Here is a 17,125-nt window from a genome sequence, read left to right on the forward strand (position 1 = left end):
GTCCTTTTTGGAGGTTGTTCACCAGACATCATCAGGGGTGCCAGTTTTTAAGAATGGTTCGATCCAGGTTGGCGTCGGTAAAATCCGTTTTACCATGAGTGATCCCCATCAGTTCACAGCCAAACAGATTTGCTTCCCGTAAAATGGTTCTGACCAGATAGGCCTTCATCAACGAGCCTTCCATCAAATTCACCCCTCGCAGATTGGCCTGCTCCAGATTGGCTTTCATAAAACAGGCTCGAATCGCTTGAGCGCCTTGCAGATTGGCGTTTTTCAGATTGGCTCGCTCCAGATAGGCCATGGTGAGATTTGCTCCGGTAAAATCAGCTTCCTCCAGATCAGTTTGCATGAGGTTTGCCCGTTCGAGATTTGTTTTGATAAATTTTCCTTTTTTCAGCGTCGAGCTTCCTACAAAACGGGCATTGGACATATTCGCCTCATTAAAAACGCTCTCATCCAGATCAGCCTCCAGCCATATGCATTCTGTAGCGGTAGCTCCGGTAAAATCGGATTTTCGCATGGAAACACGAATAAACATGCATTTGGGAATTTTCGCGTTGTTCCATTTGCAGTCATTGATGTTCAGATCAAGAAAGATAGTTTGAAAAAATTCGGTCTCGCTGAAATCGACCCGCTCCATTTTGGTTTCCAGCATCTGCGCCCCGATCAGTTTTGCGCGGAGAAACCGGGCACCATTCAAATTGGAGCGGCTTAAAATGACGTTGGTCAGATTAGCGTCGGTCAAATCAGCGTCCATCAGGAACGCCGCGCCCACATTCGAGCCCTCCAAGTTTGCTCCGATCAGTTTTGCGCCTGAGAGATTCGCCCGAGCCAGAATAGTTCCTGAAAGATTGGCTCCTGTCAGATCACATCCTGAAAAATCCACATCCTCAAGAAAGCTTCCACTCAGATCAATCCCCTTCAGATCCTGCCCCGGCAATCGAATCGCCGCATAGTCACCATTGGCCAACGATTTTTTTGAGTTGTATCCCGCCAACATCATCGCGCCGACTTCAGTGACAGGAACCGTATGGGGCGGAGTCCCGGTGTCCATGTAATGTGCACCGAGTATATAGGCCCCCTTGAATTTTTCTGGAAATTCTTCCAGCATTTTTTCCAGCGGCGCCAGTTTATCTTCCAGATCTGACGGAATCTGTACATCCATTTTCTCCAGAGTGGATTGACGCACATCGTCCGGCGCAAAGGACAACTGTTCCGTGACATCTTTTTTAACGGTATCCATCTGTTCACGAGCGTCCTGCAACTGCTGACGGATCTGTTCCACAGTTTCCTTGCCCGGCGCTCTCACCAACGGCTGCGGTTCGTCAAACTTCCGCAGAATTCCGTCGATCTGTTCAAACATTGCCACTTTTTCCTGAGCCAGTTTTTCAAACGCCGCTTTTGCCTCAGGATTGTCAGGCATGTCTTCAGGAGGCGCGAAGTTCAGATCCTGTTTCATGGATTCAACGGCGGTTTGTACCTGTGCGATGCTTTCGGCTTTTTTATAGTTGGTGTATTCCTCGATTTGAGGCTTCAGATCCTGAAGACCTTTCATATCGATTTTGGAAATATCAATATTTCCCGCCTTAAATCCAGGCAATACTGTCTCCAGATAATCCATCAGTTTTTCAAACATGGGATCAGGAGGCGGCTCAGGAATCGCGAATTTTTCTTCAGGAATCCTGACCATGTAGGGCGCAGGATCCATGTTCTGCGCGACCAGCACCATGGCTAACTGGGCATTGATTTTTTCCTGCTCGGCCACAGCCATTTGTTTCCCCTCTTCCAACTTGGCTTTCATCTGTTGCATGCCGTCATCCAGCATTTTTTGACGTTTCGCGTCCATGATCTTGAGCATCTCGTTCTGCGGCCCTTCTTTGGCGGCATCCTCAACCAGACGGGCGAATCCACACCTGATTCCAACCGGAATCAAATCAGTGGTAGTCAGCAGATACCGTAGCTTTTCATCTGGATCAGTGCGTTTAATCAACTGGTCATGGTAGTGTTCAAAGGTACGGGGCGTATCAGCCAGATTCTCATAGGCGATCATGATGTCCTTGATATCTGTGCCGTCATCCGTGGAAATTTCAATCGCTCCCCGCCATAACAAAATTCCCATGTCCGCATGAGGAATAAAATACACTGTTTCCAGGCGGTTTTCCACTTCGCGCATGGTCAACCCTTCGGAAGTGCGCTGATGAATGAATGCCCTGGCGCGAAAACGGGGAATGGTTCCCTTGATCATTGGTTTGGAAGGATGCATGTTCTGAATCACAAAGGCTTCTCCGCCCTGAAAATAGCCATCCAGCCATTGATCCCGCGGAGCCGTGTTGAAGAAACTCCAGTCCAGATCAGGTGCCAGACCGGGGGCATATTCCCTCTGCCATTTTTCATCATAGGTTCCGGTTTTTCCGGCTCTCGGCTGCCAGGTCAGGTCAATCGGGCCGAAACCGGCCGGGTCAGGCCTCACGCTCTTGGAAGTGACGGGATGTTTAGGATCTTCAAGATTGGGCAGAGGATGCAGTTCTGTGCCGTCAGGCGTTTGAACCGATTTGAATCCCTTGCCAGAAGGATTGCGGTCAAAGCCTTCACCGCCAAACGCATAGGCATATTGAATCGGCATTTGAGCAACAGGAAATGGACGACTTGGACCGCCGGTTTCCCAATAGCGATTGCCGTTCACCAGAATTGATTTATCAATATTTCCCAATTTGACGCGCACCGCGCCTGATGGAACCGGCTCGCCTCCCGGAGCGTAGAAATTTCCCAGCACCAGCAATTCGCCGTGAATCTTGGGCATGCCCTCGTCCAGCATCACGTCCTTGCCCAGCTCTTTTCCCAATATTTTCCAGAAATCGGTTTCCAGCAGAGGATCACCGCCTCCCAGCGGAAAACCCAGTAGCGTGCTGACCGCAAGATAGTTCTTTTTTTCCCATGCAAAATTTTTATAAAGCAGGCACAAGTCCAATGGTTTGATCCCCCTGAGTACTACATCTTCTTCATAGTCTTTCATAATTTGTTTTTGTGTGTGAGTTTCTATACATTCAGATGAAGTGCTTTTGCCAGAATCTGCGGCCCGCCGGCCCCAATGAGCGTGCCGACACTATTGATCTGGGTTCCTTTGGATTCCACTTGTGTTCCCTGTGCCTTGACCTCAGTTCCCTGTGCCTTGACCTCAGTTCCTTCCGCTTGAACAGTGGTTGCTGTAGCCTCCACCTCAGTTGCTGTGGCGGCGGTTTTCATGGCCTCCAGGGTTGTTGTGCGCAATAGCAACGCATTCACTCCGGCCTTTAGCGAAATTTCCTCAATTTCGATTTCTGTTTTGGGGCCTATCATGATCTCCAGTTTAGGACCGATATACACCTCGGCGGAAGCCGCGATTTTCGCTTCATACGCGACACCGATAAAAATTTCGGCGGCGGCACCCAGCGTCAGTTCGGTCGTTACCGACAGATTCAGCGTGACTTCCGCGGACAGATTCATTTCGGATTTCCCCCCCATGAACATTTCATCATTCCTCCCCCAATGGGTTGACTTGTTATTGCCCTTGATGGTTTCTTCAGAATCGCCGGTTGTGACGGATTTGGTATTGCCGTCCATCTCTTCATCAACATCACCCTTCTGATAAGAGTAGCTGTTGCCTTCGGTATATTCATAACCATTGCCCTTCGTGTAGGCCCAGCTATTTCCCCAGACCTTTTCCACATCATCGCTATCCATATTCGGACCGCCCCATTTCCAGCCGGTGAAGGTTTCACCACCAATATTAATGTCCTGGGCCATATGAGTTTCAGCGTAACCGCCGCCGAAGTTGAATTCATTGCCGCCGCCATAGTTGTACACATTTCCGGCAGTCCAGTTGTATTGATCTCCAGCCCTGCGTGACACCAGCCATTTTCCTGATAGCTCATCCGCTGTCGTCATGGCGGTCCCCCCATTCCCTTCGTCATCCAGAATATTGAAGGTGAACAGAGCCTGTTCATCAATCAGATCTTTTCCTTGTTCGGCGGCTTCCGCCTGTGTGATTTCCGCTTCCAGATCATCCTGCACAGCTACGATAGGTGCGTCCTCATTTTCGTAACCCTTGGCGACGACCGTTTCCAGTTCACCGCCAAGCACTTCGGTACGGCTTAATCCCTGCGTGAAGAATGCCACGCCTTCTCCCGGGAAATTGCCCGCGCCAAGGTGAAAATAGGTCTGGCTTTGAGGGGTGTAAAGCTTGATACGGTTGGTTTCTTCCTGATCTTCAAACTCAATGGTGTTGCCACTACTGGTTTTGAGGACATTCCGGGTAAGATTATCGCCATGAACAACGCTCTTATGCGTGGCATTGGGAATTGCGCCGCTGATCACCGGTTGATCCGTATCGCCATTGATGAAGCTGATCAGCACTTCTGTTCCCATACGCAAGGGAAAGTGCATGCCTTCTTTCTCGCCCACATAAGGTTGCATCATTCGCACCCACCAGGAGGCTTTCCCTTTTTGCCGCTCTGTTGTCCGGTCAAACAGAAAAATAACTTTGTATCGTCCCTGTTCATCCACTTCCGCGTATTTGCCATCCAGTTCGCCATCAATCCGGCCATTGACATTCCCATAGAATTTGGCGATCGGGGTATTGCGTGGCGCACGATACTGGGTTGCGGCAGGAATCGCGGTGAAGGTGTTGAAATACGACACTTTGGAAGAATCCCCCGCCATGTGACTCGGAGAACTGCCTTCATGCTGAATCTGGGTCACCAGATATTCCTGATTGAACGTGGACCGGAAATGTTTTTTCAACTCAAAGATAAAACCGGGAACCAGCCGTGCCACATGGCTTTCACCATAAAACATTTCCTTGGTGCAACGAATTTCTTCAGCCCGAACAGTAGCCAGAAGTTTTCCTTCTTCCGGCGTATCAAAATTATCCCCATACACAAACAGTTCCCCTTCGCCCTTGTCATCCACGGTGGCTTCACCGCTGTCATCCACCGATGGTTTTTCATAATTATAATCTTTCAGTATTATTTTTTTGGGCATGCGGTTCTGACGACAGACCAGTGATTGAACATTGTCATAGGTCGTCGCCAATCCGGTTGAAGCGGCAAAGTTCAGGGTTGGCTTTGGCATTTTCTGATGGTTCTGTTTGTTATCTGTGATGACCAGTTTTTCTTTGTCTTCTTCCTGCACAAAATAATAATACAGCCCCCAGTGCTCCATAACGCGGGAAATATAATTCAGGTGTGTTTCGGAATATTGACAGCGGAAGGACCAGACCGGATAACTCCCATTCAACTGGATTTCATAATCCATGGAGGTGAGTCCGCCTTCTTCCAGCACCTGCTTGAGAATGTCCTCAATGTTCATGTCCAGAAAAATTTCATTGGCCCGATGCAATGACAACTGCCACAACCGCGGAACCAGCACCGCACGATACAGTGTGTATTCGCCCACCTGATGCAATTGTTCAAAATTCGAAAGAATACCATGGACGGGTGCCTCAGAATCGCCCACTTTCATGGTAAACGTGCAGGGATTGTGAAGCATGGCTTCCATATCAATCTCGGCACTTTTTGATTTCAGGTCAATGGTGTACTCATATGGTGTTGAAAGAGACTCCACACCCTTGAATGAGACAACAAACAGGGTTTCATCAGGCTTTACGGCCTTGCATGCAAATGTATAGGAAAATTCTGACATGAAACCTCCTGACAAAATTAAAACATTAAGAAGTCATCCTTTGAACGCTCTCTAACGTTTTTAAGGATTCATTGTCAAATGGTTTATTCATGTGTTGATGAGGAAATTCTGGTGAGGCATGTTTCAAAAAATTTGTATTTGACATTGTTGGACTTTGAATATTTGGGGTTGGTCATATTTTCGGCCACAAATTGTAGGGGCGAACCTGTGTGTTCGCCCTGATCCCGGGCAGACACGCGGGTCTGCCCCTACGGGACAAAACCCAAACCGGGTGGTAAATCAACGACCGTTTTTTTACACATGGCCGGGAATGAACCTGAAAACGACCTAAAATGCTCTCTAACGTTGTTGAGGGGCCATTGTCAAATCGTTTATCCGATACGTACCCAATCAAAAGTTTTTTAACATTAATCTGGTTTCTGACGTCTCATCAGAAACAGTCCCATAAAGCACCTCTGGTGCCCTTCCACGGCGCTTTGACATGGAATCAACGATAACTTGAAGGATTTGATCTCCAAAGCTGTAAATCCTGAACAGAAACTTTTACGTTGAAAGGTTGGCTACCAACAGATAAAGATAAGGATGAATCACAGTTATTTGTAATAATTCTATTAACTCATAATTTAGGAGGTCAGAATGGATCATGTCTTAACGTTACACGTTCCGGAAGAGACTTATATGAACCTTATAAGAATCGCTGATAAAACCGGGGAACCTCCTGAAAAATTGGCTATCCAATGGATTCATCAGGCAATCCGGCAACCCCTCACAGATCCATTGGAATCGTTTATTGGAGCTATACAAAGTAACGTTCCAGAGTGGGCTGACCATCACGACCAATATTTAGGGTCTGAATCCTTGAAATCTGAATGATCTTCCGCGTCGCATTGCCGCTGGATGACATCAATATGGCTAGTGTTTATGAAATACTTCCAGGAATTAGGGGCACATCCTCGTGGTATTCATCATTGATGGGCAAAGCGTCCTTTGACCGTAGCAAGAGCGTCGATGTCTCACAATAAATTGTTTCTGACTTACTGCAAAAAATTTGTATTTGACATTGGGTACCTCGCATATTATAGCCACCATTAAGAATTCTGCTGGATCCAAGTCTGGACGGCATGTTTTCGATTCAATTCATTCTCAAAGTGTTTGAGAATTGTTTGTTCATTAACAATCAGAGGAGTTGTTATGTTTAAAAAATTGGTATTCGTTGCAATGGCCGCATCAATCATTCCTGTTTCTTCCCTGTTTGCTGATACAGGTGCTGGTTGTGGTTTATCCACTGTTGTCCCCTGGGTCAATGAGAACAAAACTGTTCTGCAAAAATTACTGGCCGGAACCACCAATGGTATTTCCGGAAACCAGAGTTTTGCGATCACCACTGGAACACTTGGATGTACCAATGAGGGATTTGTCAAAAATGAAGAAAAAGCACGCATGTTTGTCGCTTCAAACTTTGACAGCCTGAAAACTGATATTGCTCAGGGACAAGGAGAATTTCTGTCCACACTGGCGCAAATCATTGAAGTTCCCGCATCACAACAGCAGGAATTTTATTCGTTCACACAATCCCATTACACTCAATTATTCCAATCCGCGCAAACATCTCCTCAGGAAATGATATCCCAGTTGAGTTCACAACTGCGAACCCATCAATCCCTGAACTCCATCGTGATGTAATTGGCCGGTTCCCTCCGCCAATAACACACAGGGACTGGCTTTGGTCAGTCCCTTCTCCCTGCCTGATTGATGCACAGATTCTTTGCTTTCATTTCTTTATTGCTGGTGTTTCAGGGCAGTTTATCCTCTGTTCATGCGATTCCCCCAGATCAGCAGACCTATCTGATACAGCTTCAACATCACAGTCGGGAACTCAAACTGGCTGAAAAACGCTATTGGCACATTTTACTGCATTACAAATCAACCCTGACGGGTGAGTGGTTGAGCGAAGCCGATGGACCTGATTTTTTCTTTTCGCCAGAAGGCCAGACCAACCCTGAAGCAGAACTGGAAGCAACCCTTGCTTTTCTGTTTTCAGATATTGCCCGGGGACGGTTCAAGCAACCCCCGATCTGCGCATTCCCGGCCAGATACCAATGGATCAAGGAGCAACTGAATATTAACACGGAGTATCTCCCCCACGTTGAATGCCCGGATTATGAAAAGTTTCTCAAACTGGTAAATCCGCAAGCCATCACACTTGTGTTTGCATCGGCCTATATCAACAGTCCGTCTTCCATGTTTGGTCACACGTTTTTCCGTCTGGATCAAAAAACCGAGGGTCCCCCGACCCCCTTGCTGGATTATGTCATCAATTATGCGGCAAACACCTCCACCGATGGAGGTGTGATGTATGTGCTGAATGGTCTGGCAGGTGGTTTCAAGGGCACATTTTCCATCATGCCCTATTACATGAAAATTCAGGAATACAATGAGTGGGAAAGCCGGGATCTCTGGGAATATCGCCTCCAGCTTTCACCTGAGCAGATTCAACGGATCCTTCAGCATTTATGGGAACTCAGCAATACCTATTTCGACTATTTCTTTTTCAAGGAAAACTGTTCCTATCATTTACTGTCCCTGCTGGAAGTTGCTGACCCCGAGCTTGACTTTCAATCGCGGTTTCATGTGTGGGCCGCACCGGTTGAAACATTGAGGATGGTGGCCCGACAGCCGTCTCTTGTCAGAGACGTCGTTTTTCGGCCCGCTCGTAGCACGCATATCCGTTTCAAATACCAGCAACTGTCCGAACAGGAACAGCAATGGTTTCATCAAATCACGCAACAGATTGACAACGTGCGACTCCCTGAATTTGAACAACTGGATCCAGCCCGTAAAGCCGCCATTCTGGATACGATCAGTGATTATCTGCGCTACCAGATGGCCGAAGACAAAAACAACCGTGCCTTATATCAGGAACAGCAACAAACTATTCTAAGCGCTCGAAGTCAATTAGGAATCCCAAGCCCTCCCCTCGAAATTCCACCTGTTACCCGTCCGCCTGACGAAAGTCATGAAACCTCAAGGATTATGCTGGGCACAGGCATGAACGACGGCATTTCTTTTATGGAACTTGGCCTGCGAGCGTCCTACCATGAACTGATGGATAATACCTCCGGTTATTCACCGGGCGCTCAAATTGAATTTTTCAACCTTCGTCTGCGTTATATCCCGGCAAATTCACAGGTGCAGATGCCTCAATTTCTGTTGATCAACGTCCTGTCGCTGTTTCCCATGGATTCTGTTTTTCGGCAGATTTCCTGGAAAGCGTCTGTTGAATTGTATCAACCCACTTATGAGATTTGTGAAGATTGCCTGCTGTTTCGAGGCACTGGTGGAATTGGTCTGGCATCATCACAAGAATGGGATCATCGGACTTTTTACTATGGTTTGCTGGAAATGATGCTGGACTATGGACCGGCCCTTCCTGAAAACTATCGACTGGGCGGCGGACTAAGACTGGGCACGATGACAGACCTGACTCCACGCTGGAAATTGCACGGGTTTTTATACACGCAAGTATTCCAGAAATCGTCGGAAACAGTGATTTCTGAAGGGGTGGTGCAACAACGTTACACGCTTGAGCAGAACCAGATGCTTCTGCTCGAAGGAAAATGGCAGGAAAAACATCAAGAGTGGAGCCTCAAGTTCGGTCTTAACTTTTAAGAACCGGAATTTTCAGGAGGTCTCTTTCCAAAAATCCGTTGTACCGCCTTGTTGGGGAATTTATCCGTTGAGGGTAAGAAAAAACTGAGGTTTGATTTTGAATTTCTGACTCAAGGCTTTGATATGACGCAAATTTAACTCTCTCCTTTCATTCAAAATATCTGAAACATATCCTTGTGAACCAAATATATCGGTCAAATCTTTTTGCTTTAAATCGTACTCTTGTATCAAATATTTCAATAACTCGATGGGTGATAAATCCGATGCCATTTTTTCGAGTTGCTGAACTTCAGAGAAATGTTCCATTTCATACTCGTCAATCACCTCTCCCAAGAGGTTAATCAACATGAAGACAGGATGATCATCAGGATAATCTTGTTCGAGAAGATCTTCCATCAATCTGACTTTTTGTTGATACTCTTCATCATTGGTGGGGTAGGTGAAAAAATCTGAAATACTTCTCCAATGATTTTCAATGCGTTCCAATATTTGTGCTTGCATTTTATTCCTTCCATTTTTCTTTATCATATTCAACGTGACTGAGAATATGAAGGATGAATACCTTCTTATGCAGAAAATTAATCCTGGCGATTAGACGATATTTGTTACCACCAATATTAAAAACGGTTCGTCTTCCAACCATGTCCGCACTGGGGAAAATCAATTTTAATTCCACATAATTGCTAAATTCTCTGTTTCTGAGAATTTTGTACCAATCCAAAAGAGCATTTTTTGCATCCGCATGAATTTTTGAAAAATCTTCAATTTTTTTCTTGCTGATAATGTGCATATTCTCTCTTCCTTTTGGATTTCTGCTTGAATACGCTGTTAGTTATCATTCTTTGCGATATACAACAAGCACAAAATCACTTTTTGCGATATACACATCCACAACACATTCCTGCCGATATATTTGTTATCGGCCTTGGCCTTATCCAGTCGTGAATCGAAAATTCTTTAAAAAATCTTAAAGAAAAATGGCAGGAGAAACACCAAGAATGGAGCCTCAAGTTCGGTCTTAACTTTTAAGAGCTGGGATTTTTCAGGAGGTCTCTTTAAGGTAATCGCCCAGAACTTTGATAAACTCATTCACATTCAGCGGTTTGGTGAGATAGGTGTTGACTCCGGCATCAATCGCTTCGGCCATCTGCTCTCGCATTGCGTCTGCGGAAACCCCTACGATAGGCAGGTTTTCACATCCCGGCATTTGCCGAATGATCCTGGTTGCGTCCAGACCATTCATCACCGGCATGAACATATCCATGAGGATCAAATGCGGTAACTGGTTTTCCTGCACCATCTGTTTCACAGCGGCGACAGTTTGCTCGCCATCACCGGTAAACACAGGTCTCACACCCCATTTATTCAATAAAATTTCATACATCCGCTGATTCATCGGTTCGTCCTCCGCCACCAGCACCCGACTGGCGGGATTGATATGGATAGCAGACCAATCCTGCTTTTGCGCTTCTGATGGATTGACTTCGAGAGATTCCACGGGAATCCGGACTGTGAAACAGGAACCTTTCCCGATTTCGCTCTGCAATTCAATCCGTCCACGCATCAGTTCTACCAATTGTTTGACCAGACTTAGCCCCAACCCGGTACCGCCATAGCGCCGTTCAATGCTCAAATCAGCCTGTTCAAACGCATTGAACAGACGCTCCTGGCGATCGTTGGCAATCCCGATGCCTTCATCAACCACCGCCATCACCAATTCACTGTAAACCACCCTGGCTTTCACCGTGATCTTTTTGCCAACCGGCGTGAATTTCACTGCGTTTGAGACCAGATTCATCAAAATTTGATTGATCTTTGTACGGTCAAGAAACATGGTTGCCGGCAATGAATGATCCAGGTCAGGAGACAGAGAGATATTTTTTTCCAGCACCTGGGATTTGTGAATCTGGATGATGCCTTCAATGAGTGTTTTTAAATCGACACGCTCCCGAACCAGTTCGACCTTACCTGCTTCAATTTTTGCCAGATCCAGAATGTTGTTGATCAGTTCCACCAAATGCTTTGCCCCGGCATGGATATAATTCACATATTCTTCCATCAGCGGCAGATTCGCGGGGTCTTTCGAATCCCGCACCAGCACATGGCTCAAACCGACAATGCTGTTGAGCGGATTTCTGATTTCATGACTCATATTGGCCAGAAACACACTCTTGGCACGGTTCGCCTGTTCGGCGTTTTCCTGCGCACGCTTGAGTTTCTGTTCCATCTCAACCATATCCGTTACATCCTGCACTGTTCCCAGCGAATGCAGTGGTTGCCCCTTGTCCTCATACGTTGTGGTGCAACGCTCACGCACATATTTCAAGGTACCATCCTTCAGCAATAACCGATGGACAATCTCATAGGGTTCCTGTTTTGCCAGGGAATTGGCATAAGCCTCATTCACCATTTCCCGGTCCTCAGGATGAATGTTTTCCAGAAAAGCTTCATAGGTTGCCCCGAAAGATTGGGGTTCCAGACCGAATATGCGGTAGATCTGATCTGACCAGTAAAGACTGCCTGTCCGCAGATCCAGTTCCCAATGTCCAATCTGGGCAATCTGTTGAGCTTCCTTGAGACGTTCCTGCTCATTGAGAATGCGCTTTTCCAGCGTTTTAAGTTCAGTCAGATCTGTTGCCACCCCGCAGACCGCATACAGTTTTCCCGACTCATCATACATCGGAAATTTATAAGTCAGATAGGTATGCAGACCATCCTTATGAGACACCTGTTCTTCCGTTGAACACGGGCGCTGTTCCTGTTGTACCAACCGGTCCCTTTCCTCCAGTTTGCGAGCCACGTCATGAGGTAACAGATCAAAATCTGATTTTCCGATAATATCGGGTACGTCACGATGAAACTGTTCCGCAAACTTTCTATTCACCAAAATAAAGTGTCCCTGTAAATCTTTCATAAAAATAGCATTGGGCGCGTTATCCACAATGGTCTGAAAATGTTCTTCAGTGCGTCGACGTTCCCTGATCAATCGTCCGACTTTTTGACCACTCCACCAAATCGCCAGCGCGCCAAGCAACCCGATCAGCAGATGAGATACAACAGCAGTCTGTTTAATATCCCTTTCAATCTTTAAGTAAGGCGCCATCGGCAGTGATAACCCAACCCCGCCCCTGACATCTCCCACCTGATACCCCTGGTGTTCATGACACTTGAGACAACCGGCCGTTGTGATCATGGCCCCCATCATCCGCAAATAAGGTTTCCCGTCAATCTCTGTGAATTCAATTTTCTCCTGTTTTCCCTGCTGAAATTCCCGCAGTGCCTGTTGTTCCCATTCATCCGGAAAGTTATCCGGATTCAATGGTCTGTCACTGACAATTCGCCCGGGAACCCCATACAGGGCACCAAAATCACGCATCATCTCTCTCAGCATATAGGCTGGATTCATGAGCGTCAGCTCTTTGCCCCCGGTGGTTACCACATCCCGCTCAGGCAGAAACTCCAGCCAGGGATTGGGTGGTGTCTTTTCGGTGGGCGGCACATAGACACCGCCATGCTTGTTCGCCCAGGCACGGAAGGCCTGATCCTTGGTGAAATGGGTGCGGGCACCATCCATTGCCATCTGTTTGATCTGTGTTTGTGATTGATAGATATTCCACAGCATCAAGCCAAGAGTCATTCCCAGCCATAACAAAATCAACAGTCCTGTGTAATAACGCATCATTTTGTCAGAGGTAGCTTTCATGTATCCTCAGATTGTTGATTATTCAGGGATCAACCCATTTTCCATGTTGTTTGATGAGCTCAATCAGATGCTCCACCGCTTCTTTTTCCGGGATGTTTCGCCGGACACATTCCTGCCCATGATACAAACTGATTCGCCCTTCACCGGAGCCGACATAGCCAAAGTCGGCATCGGCCATTTCGCCCGGTCCATTGACCACGCACCCCATGATGCCGATTTTTACTCCTTTGAGGTGAGCTGTCCTGAGTTTGATTGCTTCAGTGGTTTGCTGGAGATCAAAAAAGGTTCGTCCGCAGGATGGACAGGAAATAAAATCTGCCTTGAACAACCGCACTCTGGTGGCCTGTAACACCACCCGGGCAAACAGTAACAGTTCTGCGGAACCGGATTCCGGGCATACCAGACAATCCAGTGTATTTTCTGAAATCAGGGCACCGAGTTCACCGGCCAAAGCCCAACGGAAAGCCGCGTTTTCCGGCAAAACAAAACCGACAGGCCAACGCGCTCCCGCGGAGTCCAGAATTCCGGTGAGGCGTCTGACCGGGTACAAGGGATGCTCTCCCTGAACAAGAATCAGACGCGGCGACAAACTGTTTTTCCCTGATTTTATCCATCCTGCCAGATCGCCATCTCTCACTATCTGCTCTGATAAAACAATATTTTTTCCAAGGGAACACGCCTGTTGCCATTCTTCAAGGGAAGTCACCTGCTGACACTGACCGACCGGGAGCAAGGCGTCGATGCCTTCTTCCATGACAGCGGATGTTCCTGAATCGAGTTTCAACAACCGAAAGGTTTGATCACCACCCACACCTGTTTCCGAAATCGTGACAGATTCTGTAACACGGCGTTCGGAGCGCAACGGGATTTGTTTGTAAACACCGGGCCAAAACACCGTGTTTTGCTGAAAACGCCGGAGCTGTTCCAGAATCTCCCGGGCCGCTGGAATTTCCTGCACTGAGGGTTCCGTCAGAGAAACACGGATGGTATCCCCCAGGCCATCACACAGCAGGCTGGCAATTCCCGCGGCGCTTTTGATGCGGCCATCCAATCCATTACCGGCTTCAGTGACGCCCAGATGCAGCGGATAATCCATGCCCTCTTCATCCATTCTGAGTGCCAGCAGACGATAAGCCTGAGCCATCACCAGAGGATTGGAAGATTTCATGGAAATGATGATGTCATGATAATCGTACTTCCGGAATATCCGTATAAATTCCAGTGCGGATTCCACCATTCCTTCCGGTGTGTCGCCATAGCGATTGATCACACGATCCGACAACGAACCATGGTTGGTGCCAATTCTTAGTGCACGTTGATATTTTTTGAGTTGTGTGATCAAGGGTTTGATTTTCTGTTCAATGCGGTTCAGTTCTTCCTGATACTGCTGTTCCGTGTATTCACGGATCATGAATCGTTTGGAATCGGCATAGTTGCCTGGATTGATCCTTATCTTTTCCACAAACTCACACGAATTCACCGCCAGTTGCGGATTAAAATGAATGTCCGCGATCAACGGAATTTCCAGTCCGGCATCACGCATCCGGTGGCGGATTTCCGGCAGGGCCTCCACAGCTTTATGGTTAGGCACGGTCAAACGGATCATTTCACAGGGTGTGCGTGACAACGCTTCAATTTCAGCCATCACGCTGACGAGATCGCACGTATCCGACGTCAGCATGGATTGAATCCGTAGGGGTTCAGTTCCACCCACACCGACATTCCCGACCTGCACGACCCGAGTTGAACGACGCTGATAAAACAATGGAATATTAAACAGGCTCATGGATTTTTCCGTTTCTTCAAAGATTTTTCATGATGAAGTCCGTTGGCTTCACCGGCAGAACAACGATAAAAAGGCTTCCCTTTTCCTTGACACTTTCTACAAAAATCCGGCCATGGAGGAGGTCCACGAGTTTTTTGGTAATTGTCAGGCCGAGACCTGTTCCTTCATAACTGCGATTGTAACCGGAACTTTCCTGTTTGAATTCATCAAAAACATGCGGCAGAAAATCCTGACTGATGCCAACCCCCGTATCTTCCACAATGATGACCGCCTCTTGTTGATCTTCCTGTTGTTTCATATTCAAATGAATCTGAATCTTGCCTGTTTTGGTGAACTTCAAGGCGTTTTCCATGAGTTTACGCAGTATTTTGGTCAGCATGGAAGGGTTTGTCATAATCATGAACCGTTTCAATTCAGTGTGGAATTCCAGCAAAATTCCTTTTTCACGAGCCAGACCTGCAAACGCATCCAGAAAAGACTGGCATTGAGCCACCAGATCGCATTCAAGCCATTCCGTAACACCAGACATCGATTCCAACTGTGCGAGATCCATGATGTTGTTCATCGTGTCCAGCAGACGTTGACCATTTTTGCTGATGTAATTCACCATCGTCTGCCCATCCTCACTCTGAACCTGATCTTTCAGCAACGAAGCAAAGCCCAGCACACTGTTCAGCGGAGTCCTGATTTCATGGCTCATGTTGGCCAGAAAGCTGGTTTTCAACCGGCTCATTTCTTCAGCTTCTTCCTTGGCACGAATGAGAGCCTGCTGAGACAGTTTTTGCGTGGTCACATCCCGAATCACCAGCAGCAGTTCCTCTGCTGAAACATTCACGATACGCGACTCAAAAAACACCGGTTTTTCCTCACTCTTAAAAACATATTCAAAATCCCTGACGGTTCCAGTATCCGGAGACGGACCTTTGAGCAGTTTGATCCATGACATATAATCATGAGGCATGATCTGTTCCAGTTTTTTCCCGACAAGATTCTGGGTCAGGAAAGGGAATGTTCCCTTGGAGGGTGGCGTGTATTGTAAAATCACACCTTCATTGTTGATCAGAAACAGCAGATCAGGAATGGAATCCAGCGTGGCCTTGTTGCGGAATTGGCTGATTTCAAGATGTTCCAGAGTTTTTTGCAGTTCAATATTTTTCCGCAGGTGAATCACGCCATACATCAGGTTATCCGCCAATTGTTTAAGCAACTGAACTTCATCCGGACGAAACGCATACGGTTCAGACGCATAAATGTTCAGACAGCCTAAAACTTTGCCCTCAGAAACCAGAGGAATTGCCATGGATGACGCATAACGGCGCTTGATCGCGTTTTCCCGCCAGCTCCGGTATTGAGGATTATACAGCATATCCTGAACGATCGAGGGTTTACCGGTTCGAACCGCTATTCCAGAAGGTCCTCGTCCATATTCATTATCCCCCCAGCTCAAACGAATTGTTTTCAAATAACCATCCGTAAATCCCGCTTCAGCCACAGGAACAATCCGCTGTTCTTTATCGTCTGAAGCCCAGCCAATCCAGGCCATGCGGAAGCCCCCTTCATTGACCAGAATTTCACAAATCTGACGCAACAAAGGTTCCTCTTCCTCTGCGTATACAACGGCCTGATTGCCCTGACTCAAGACTTTTAGTGCCCGGTGGGCTTCTATCAAACTGATATTGGACAACTGATATTCGGTGATATCCTTGCCATCTACCAAAAAACAATCCAGCGATTGATCCTGAAACGACAATCGCCGGAATCGCCATTCAATCCAGTGAATCCGACCTTCGCGTCCGATCCAGCGTTGCCTGTAAGACTCCGGTTCTACACCCGGCAACAGGCCCGAGAGGATTTTCATAATTTTGGCATGGTCCTCAGGAACAATGAGATTTAAAAAAGATTGCCCATGCAGTGTTCCATGTTTTGCGGAGAAACAGGCATCAAAAGCGGTATTGGAAAAGCACACATGCAGATTTTCAATACACAAACAGGCGACAAATTGAGCCTGTGTGTCCAGAATTTCTCTGAGAAAACTGTTGTTGAGCGGCCCCTCAATGTCCAACAGGGCACTCAATTTTCCGCAACAATCTGACATAAATGGTTTCTCCAACCACTGAAATATGTGTTGCTGTAAATTTTCTGGTGACGGCAACCGATTCAAGCCCTCGCACGGTGTCATTCCGTGCTTGACACGGAATCCATCGGCGCACTCCTGGATCCCCGTTTTCACGGGGATGACATCGTGGCGGGCCACAGGATTTCATCACCAAATTATTTACAGCAGGAAA

10 protein-coding genes are annotated in these 17,125 nt (G+C 47.2%); 3 read left to right on the forward strand and 7 right to left on the reverse strand.

Annotated elements, in window-relative coordinates; genetic code table 11:
* Window positions 1-31: 31 nt before the first annotated feature.
* Together HQM11_16225 and tssI are read right to left on the reverse strand one after the other, a co-directional pair.
* Window positions 32-3,013, reverse strand: a complete 2,982-nt coding sequence (locus HQM11_16225) for a DUF2169 domain-containing protein (protein MBF0352580.1) — start codon at window positions 3,011-3,013, stop codon at window positions 32-34.
* Between the two features lie 23 nt (window positions 3,014-3,036).
* Complete coding sequence (tssI, locus tag HQM11_16230) at window positions 3,037-5,679, reverse strand: type VI secretion system tip protein VgrG (GenBank protein ID MBF0352581.1); 2,643 nt, start codon at window positions 5,677-5,679, stop codon at window positions 3,037-3,039.
* Between the two features lie 678 nt (window positions 5,680-6,357).
* Here tssI and HQM11_16235 point away from each other — a divergent pair.
* The 3 genes from HQM11_16235 (at window position 6,358) to HQM11_16245 (ending at window position 9,348) form a co-directional block, all read left to right on the forward strand.
* Window positions 6,358-6,552 (forward strand): hypothetical protein, encoded by a 195-nt coding sequence (locus HQM11_16235; protein MBF0352582.1) that lies wholly within the window; start codon window positions 6,358-6,360, stop codon window positions 6,550-6,552.
* Between the two features lie 318 nt (window positions 6,553-6,870).
* Entirely contained in the window at window positions 6,871-7,362 is a 492-nt protein-coding gene (locus HQM11_16240) for a DUF3015 family protein (GenBank protein ID MBF0352583.1), read from the forward strand.
* Window positions 7,363-7,431: 69 nt separating this feature from the next.
* Complete coding sequence (locus HQM11_16245; GenBank protein MBF0352584.1) at window positions 7,432-9,348, forward strand: DUF4105 domain-containing protein; 1,917 nt, start codon at window positions 7,432-7,434, stop codon at window positions 9,346-9,348.
* 60 nt (window positions 9,349-9,408) lie between these two features.
* On the opposite strand, the gene HQM11_16250 is transcribed toward HQM11_16245, so the two are convergent.
* The 5 genes from HQM11_16250 to HQM11_16270 all read right to left on the reverse strand — a co-directional run bounded on the left by HQM11_16250 (window position 9,409) and on the right by HQM11_16270 (window position 16,932).
* A complete protein-coding gene (locus HQM11_16250) occupies window positions 9,409-9,876 on the reverse strand; it encodes a helix-turn-helix domain-containing protein (protein ID MBF0352585.1) in 468 nt (155 codons plus the stop codon).
* Window positions 9,851-10,138 carry a type II toxin-antitoxin system HigB family toxin gene (locus HQM11_16255; protein MBF0352586.1) on the reverse strand — a complete coding sequence of 96 codons (288 nt, stop codon included), beginning with the start codon at window positions 10,136-10,138 and terminating at the stop codon, window positions 9,851-9,853. The genes HQM11_16250 and HQM11_16255 overlap by 26 nt, the downstream gene beginning before the upstream one ends.
* 252 nt (window positions 10,139-10,390) lie before the next feature.
* The gene (locus HQM11_16260) at window positions 10,391-13,051 is read right to left on the reverse strand and encodes a PAS domain S-box protein (protein MBF0352587.1); all 2,661 of its coding nucleotides are present in this window, start codon (window positions 13,049-13,051) and stop codon (window positions 10,391-10,393) included.
* Window positions 13,052-13,073: 22 nt separating this feature from the next.
* Entirely contained in the window at window positions 13,074-14,837 is a 1,764-nt protein-coding gene (gene ispG / locus HQM11_16265; GenBank protein MBF0352588.1) for a (E)-4-hydroxy-3-methylbut-2-enyl-diphosphate synthase, read from the reverse strand.
* Between the two features lie 16 nt (window positions 14,838-14,853).
* Window positions 14,854-16,932 (reverse strand): GAF domain-containing protein, encoded by a 2,079-nt coding sequence (locus HQM11_16270; GenBank protein MBF0352589.1) that lies wholly within the window; start codon window positions 16,930-16,932, stop codon window positions 14,854-14,856.
* Between the last annotated feature and the right edge of the window lie 193 nt (window positions 16,933-17,125).

Source organism: SAR324 cluster bacterium (assembly GCA_015232315.1).
GTDB lineage: Bacteria > SAR324 > SAR324 > SAR324 > NAC60-12 > JADFZZ01.